The organism is Alkalibacillus flavidus, assembly GCF_040545925.1.
In the GTDB taxonomy this organism is placed as follows: Bacteria; Bacillota; Bacilli; order Bacillales; family Alkalibacillaceae; genus Alkalibacillus; species Alkalibacillus flavidus.
In genome coordinates this window covers 161,026-167,067 of record NZ_JBEPMX010000005.1, presented here as the reverse complement: position 1 = coordinate 167,067, position 6,042 = coordinate 161,026, and the positions used below count along the sequence as shown (strand labels likewise).

Annotated in this window: 6 protein-coding genes, 2 tRNA genes and 1 rRNA gene; 8 read left to right on the top strand and 1 reads right to left on the bottom strand. The window is 42.7% G+C overall.

Annotation, left to right across the window (positions count from 1 at the left end; all coding sequences use genetic code 11):
• From rrf to tsaD, 7 genes are all read left to right on the top strand, one after another.
• A 5S ribosomal RNA gene (rrf, locus tag ABID56_RS06690) occupies positions 1 to 95 on the top strand; the annotation flags it as partial.
• 48 nt (positions 96 to 143) lie between these two features.
• Positions 144 to 220 (top strand) — tRNA-Met (locus ABID56_RS06685).
• 19 nt (positions 221 to 239) lie between these two features.
• Positions 240 to 316 (top strand) — tRNA-Asp (locus ABID56_RS06680).
• Positions 317 to 492: 176 nt separating this feature from the next.
• Positions 493 to 939: a tRNA (adenosine(37)-N6)-threonylcarbamoyltransferase complex ATPase subunit type 1 TsaE gene (tsaE, locus tag ABID56_RS06675; protein ID WP_354219844.1), complete on the top strand. Its 447-nt coding sequence runs from the start codon at positions 493 to 495 to the stop codon at positions 937 to 939.
• Positions 939 to 1,637: a tRNA (adenosine(37)-N6)-threonylcarbamoyltransferase complex dimerization subunit type 1 TsaB gene (gene tsaB, locus ABID56_RS06670; RefSeq protein ID WP_354219843.1), complete on the top strand. Its 699-nt coding sequence runs from the start codon at positions 939 to 941 to the stop codon at positions 1,635 to 1,637. Before tsaE ends, tsaB begins: the two co-directional genes overlap by 1 nt.
• A 2-nt stretch (positions 1,638 to 1,639) precedes the next feature.
• Positions 1,640 to 2,086 (top strand): ribosomal protein S18-alanine N-acetyltransferase, encoded by a 447-nt coding sequence (rimI, locus tag ABID56_RS06665; protein WP_354219842.1) that lies wholly within the window; start codon positions 1,640 to 1,642, stop codon positions 2,084 to 2,086.
• Positions 2,083 to 3,096 (top strand): tRNA (adenosine(37)-N6)-threonylcarbamoyltransferase complex transferase subunit TsaD, encoded by a 1,014-nt coding sequence (gene tsaD, locus ABID56_RS06660; protein WP_354219841.1) that lies wholly within the window; start codon positions 2,083 to 2,085, stop codon positions 3,094 to 3,096. The genes rimI and tsaD overlap by 4 nt, the downstream gene beginning before the upstream one ends.
• A 224-nt stretch (positions 3,097 to 3,320) precedes the next feature.
• Here tsaD and ABID56_RS06655 read toward each other — a convergent pair whose 3' ends face one another.
• The gene (locus tag ABID56_RS06655) at positions 3,321 to 5,276 is read right to left on the bottom strand and encodes an ABC transporter ATP-binding protein (RefSeq protein ID WP_354219840.1); all 1,956 of its coding nucleotides are present in this window, start codon (positions 5,274 to 5,276) and stop codon (positions 3,321 to 3,323) included.
• Between the two features lie 98 nt (positions 5,277 to 5,374).
• Between ABID56_RS06655 and ABID56_RS06650 the strand changes: the two genes are divergently transcribed.
• On the top strand, positions 5,375 to 6,001 hold the full coding sequence (locus ABID56_RS06650; RefSeq protein ID WP_354219839.1) for a redox-sensing transcriptional repressor Rex: 627 nt from the start codon (positions 5,375 to 5,377) through the stop codon (positions 5,999 to 6,001).
• Positions 6,002 to 6,042: the final 41 nt, after the last annotated feature.

Sequence of the window (6,042 nt, the reverse complement as noted above, 5' to 3'; positions counted from 1 at the left end):
GTCACACCTGTTCCCATGCCGAACACAGCAGTTAAGCTCTCTAGCGCCGATGGTAGTTGGGGTTCTTCCCCTGCGAGAGTAGGACGCCGCCGGGCTGAATATATTTAGTCTGTAATCCGTATATTAGGATGATCAGTCAATACCGCGGGGTGGAGCAGTCTGGTAGCTCGTCGGGCTCATAACCCGGAGGTCGTAGGTTCAAATCCTACCCCCGCAACCAAATTAATTTATCAAATGATGGTCCGGTAGTTCAGTTGGTTAGAATGCCTGCCTGTCACGCAGGAGGTCGCGGGTTCGAGTCCCGTCCGGACCGCCATTTAAATTCAGACCATTTACACCTTGTGACGTTGTTCGCAAGGTTTTTTTATGTCTTTTATACGTGTTACATAAAAGATTATACCGACAATTAGAACATTTTCTTTATCATATAATTTTTGCTATGATACGACTATAATGAATGAAATAGATAAGCGTCCATAAAAGGTGATTATGATGAAACAGTTTATAACGCAATCAGAAGACATGACAATGGAATTAGCTGTGCAGATTGCTGAACAGTTAGAAGCCAATGATGTGCTAACACTAGACGGTGATTTAGGTGCAGGCAAAACGACGTTCACAAAAGGCTTAGCAAAAGGGCTAGGTGTTAAACGAACCGTCAATAGCCCTACATATACGATCGTGAAACAGTATCGTGGGCGGCTTCCGTTGTTTCATATGGACGTGTACCGTTTAGAAGATAGTGATGAAGATATAGGATTTGACGATTTTTTTGATGCGGATGGTGTGACGGTAATTGAGTGGTCGCAATTTATTGAAGACTTTTTACCGAACCAACGTTTAGCTATTTATATTGAGAAGCGTGGAGAACAGGAGCGTTGTGTAACGTTGACGCCATATGGTGAACGTTTTAATCGTTTATGTGAGGAGTTCGAGTGATGAATGTTTTAGCAATCGATACGTCTAATCAACCGTTAAGTGTTGCTGTTTTAGCAGACGGTGTATTAGCGGCGGAATTAACGCTTAATATGAAACGTAATCATTCAATTCAATTAATGCCAGCCATTCAATACGTAATGGGTCAAGCTGAATTAAAACCGGCTGATTTAAATCAAATCGCGGTAGCAGAAGGACCTGGTTCTTATACAGGGCTTCGCATTGGCATGTCGACGGCTAAATCGATGGCATGGTCGCTAAACATTCCTATTGTTGGACTATCCAGTTTGAAGCTGTTAGCGGCTCAAGTGACGGATGTTGACACGTTTATTTCTCCGTTTTTCGATGCGAGACGTGGGAATGTATATACTGGCTTATATAAACGGACTTCTGAAGGATTAGAGACGATTGAAGCTGATCATAATGGAACAATGCAAGATTGGCTAGATCAATTAAGTAACATCAATCAGCCAGTTATTTTCACAAGTTCAACACGACATGATTTTACGGGTATGATCCGTGAAACATTGGGTGATCAAGCGCGGTTTGTTGACTCTATGGTGCAGTATCCGAAGGCGAGTATGCTTGGTTATTTAGCGTTATATGAAGAACCGATACCTGTTCATAGTTTAGCGCCACAGTATCATCGAATGGTAGAAGCTGAGGCGAAATGGTTGGAGAAACAAGAAAAGGGACGATAACGATGGGTGAAGTACGTGTTCGTAAAATGGAAATAACCGATTTAGACGATATTATGTCGGTTGAACATGCATCGTTCGCCGCACCTTGGAGGCGTGATGATTTTGAAGTCGATTTAGTCAAAAATCGTTTTTCCTACTATCTCGTTTTAGAAAAAGATGATCAGATTATTGGGTATTGCGGTGTTTGGATCGTATTAGAAACAGCGCAAATCACGAATGTCGCGATTTTGCCGAGCGAACGAGGGCATGGTTATGGTGAACAGTTATTTCGCCATGTATTAAAACTGGCGAGACAAACAGGTGCTGAGGAATTATCGTTAGAAGTTAGGCAATCGAATATTGTCGCGCAAAAAATGTACCAAAAATTCGGCTTAAAAATTGTCGCACGCCGGGAGAATTATTATCCCGATCATGAAGATGCGTATGTTATGTGGGTGAAATTACAATGACTGAAGCAAATGAAATGATATTAGCCATTGAAACGAGTTGTGATGAAACGGCAGCCGCTGTCGTCCAAGGGGGGACAACGCTGTTATCGAATGTTGTGGCAACCCAAATGGATATTCACGAAAAATTCGGTGGTGTCGTTCCTGAAGTGGCATCGCGTCATCATATTGAACAAATGACCGTGGTGATGGAACAAGCGATGACAGAAGCAGACGTGTCGTTTGACGATTTAGATGCGGTCGCGGTGACGCAAGGTCCTGGTTTAGTCGGTGCTCTGTTAGTAGGCGTGAACGCAGCTAGAGCCATTGCTTTTGCGCATGATTTGCCGCTCATTGGTGTGCACCATATTGCTGGACATATTTATGCGAATCGTCTTGAACAGCCGTTTGAGTTCCCGCTATTATCTCTAGTCGTTTCAGGCGGTCATACGGAATTGATTTATATGGATGGACACGGACAGTATGACGTGATTGGTGAGACGCGAGATGATGCAGCGGGTGAAGCTTATGATAAAGTGGCTAAAGCCCTTAACTTACCCTATCCAGGAGGGCCACAAATCGATCAGTTAGCCCAAACAGGTGAAGAGACGTATCAGTTTCCGCGTTCTTATTTAGAAGAAGGGTCTTACGATTTTAGTTTCAGTGGTTTAAAAACATCCGTTATTAACACATTACATCATAAACGACAAAAAGGTGAATCAATTGATAAGGCTAATATTGCGGCGTCATTTCAAGCAAGTGTGATCGATGTGTTAGTCGATAAAACATTTCAAGCCGCGCAAGATTATGGGGTGAAACAGTTAATTGTCGCAGGAGGCGTGTCAGCGAACCAAACATTACGAAAGCGTCTTCGTGATCGATTTGCAGATAGTGATATTGCTGTGCACATTCCGCCACTTTATTTGTGTACAGATAATGCCGCAATGATCGGGGCAGCGGCTTCGATTCAATATCATCAAGGTGATGTTGCGGATTTCGATTTAAATGCAAACCCTGGACTTATGATGCCGTAATGATTCCACAGCTTATCCACATAGCTGTGGAACTTTTTTATAGAATAGGGACAAATTCGGCTGTGAAAAAGTAGACGGAAATGGGGATAAACTACTCACAAGCTGTGGATATTGTGTATAATCATGTGTGAAACCCGTCTTATAGGGGATGTGAGCTGTTGATAAATAAAAAAACCGTTCAATATGTGGATAATGTGACCATCATCCTTATTGAACGGTTCCAGTTATACATTCGTTTCATACGAATCTAATTGTTCTTGTAGCGTTTCCCATTCTTCCATTAATGCATCAATTGCTTCCTGGTGATGCTGGATCGTGTCATTAATATCTTGTAGCGTACTATAATCGCCCGCTAGATCAGGATTATTCATTTTCGCCTGCTCAGCCTCGATCACTTCTTCATGCTCCTGAATCGACGTTTCAATCGTTTCAATTCGTCGTTCTAACTTACGAATATCCCGTTTAACTTGTTTGTCTTGTTCGAATTGTGATTTCGTCGTCTGTTCAGCTTGATTGTCCTCTTGTTTTTGTGCGTCTTCCATAGCTTTAATCTCAGCTTCTTCTTGTTTCTTCTCTAAATAATAATCGTAATCGCCGAGGTATGTCTTCACGCCGTGTTGATTCATTTCAAGTACTTGAGTAGCAATCCGGTTAATGAAATAACGGTCGTGCGATACGAAGATGATTGTGCCAGGGAAATCAGCCAGCGCCGCTTCTAAAACTTCTTTACTGTCTAAATCTAAATGGTTCGTCGGCTCGTCCATAATTAACACGTTCGCTTGTTGCAACATGAGTTTAGCGAGCAACACACGTGCTTTTTCGCCGCCACTTAGCATCCCGACCGTTTTAAGCACATCTTCACCCGTAAATAGGAAATTACCGAGCACGGTCCGAACGTCTTTCTCATTCATGAGGGGATAGTCATCCCACAGTTCGTCTAACGCGGTCTTTGATGGATTTAATGTCGACTGTTCCTGGTCGTAATAGCCAAAATCGACGTTCGTGCCCACTTGAACCTCACCGTCGACAAATTCCATTCGCTTTAAAATTGCTTGAATGAGGGTCGTTTTGCCAACACCATTCGGCCCGACGATCGCAATTCGATCGCCGCGATTGACGCTGAACGTGACGTTACGGAAAATTGGTTCGTCTAACGCGCCATAACGCGCTTCGAGTTGGTTAACTTTAAGGACGTCATTACCACTTTTTTGTTTAATATCGAAGCTGAATTTCGCCGATGCATCGTCTAAATCCGGCCGTTCGATGCGCTCCATTTTCTCAAGTTGTTTCCGTCTAGCTTGAGCGCGTTTACTCGTCGAATCGCGGGCAATATTACGTTGGACGAAATCTTCTAGTCGTTTGATTTCGCTTTGTTGTTTTTCGAAATGCTTCATTTGCAGTTCGTAATCTTCTTGTCGCTTTTGTAGAAAATAACTGTAGTTGCCGTTATAACGCTTCGATGATTGAAACGCGACTTCATAGACGACGTTGACAGTTTGGTCTAAGAAATAACGGTCGTGCGACACGATGACGACAGCACCATCATAACTGTTTAAGTAATTCTCGAGCCAATTGAGCGTGTCAATGTCGAGATGGTTCGTCGGCTCGTCTAATATAAGCACGTCGGGTTTTGCTAGTAATAATTTCCCGAGTGCCAGGCGTGTCTTTTGCCCACCACTTAAATCATTGATCGGCGTTTGATAATCGAATTCGCCGAAATTCAAGCCTTGTAAAACCGATTTAATGTCAGCTTCGTATTGAAAGCCACCCATTGCTTGGAATTCGTTTTGTTTTTGATCATAAGTCGTCAGTAATTGTTGATACGACTCATCATCAGCGAAAACATCTGGGTTCGCCATCTGGCCTTCTAATTCGCGTAATTCTTTTTCACGAGCAACGGTTTCTTTAAAAACCGACAACATTTCATTCCAGATCGTTTCGGATGAACTAAGGCCTGAATGTTGCGCGAGATAGCCAATCGAGACATCTTTCGGTTTGTATATTTCTCCTTCATCGTAGGACGCTTCGCCTGCCATAATTTGCAGGATCGTCGATTTCCCGGCTCCATTACGGCCGACAATCGCGATTCGGTCACGATGATGTACTTCTAATTTAATTTTCGATAGAATAGTATCAGCACCAAATGACTTGCCGATATTATTTAATTGCATCACTATCATGGTATTCACCTCAACGTGACCTAGTTTATCGTATAGTCTTACTATAAAGCAATGCATGACGTTTTTAAATCGTTTTCAAAAAAGGAGATTCTAAAACGATGGTAGACCAGAAGATACCGAAAGCAACAGCGAAACGGTTGCCGCTTTATTATCGCCATTTAAATTCAATGCAACAACAAGGGAAGCAACGTATCTCGTCAAAAGAATTAAGTGACGCCGTTAAAGTGGATTCAGCCACCATTCGCAAAGACTTTTCCTATTTTGGCGAGCTTGGCCGTAAAGGGTACGGCTATGATATCGAGCATTTAATTTATGTGTTTCGTAAAGTACTTGACCAAGATGAAATTGCCCATGTCGCACTCGTCGGAGTAGGGAATCTAGGCACAGCATTACTCAATTATAATTTTATCAAAAACAACAACACGAAGATTGAAATCGCATTTGATACAAATGATGATAAAGTAGGCACAACCATTGGCGGGGTGCCGATTTTTAGTGTGAATGATTTAGAGTCAGAACTGAAGCGGACGAATATTAATGTCGCGATCTTAACCGTACCGATGCATGCGGCTGATGAAGTAACCGAACGATTGGTAAATACAGGTATCGAAGGGATCTTAAACTTCACGCCTGCTCGCTTATCGGTACCTGACGATGTCCGGGTGAGGCATATCGATCTCTCAGTCGAACTGCAGTCGCTGATTTACTTTTTAAAAAATGAATGAGCGACCTTTCCAATCATCGTGTAAACAAGTACAATAGTTCG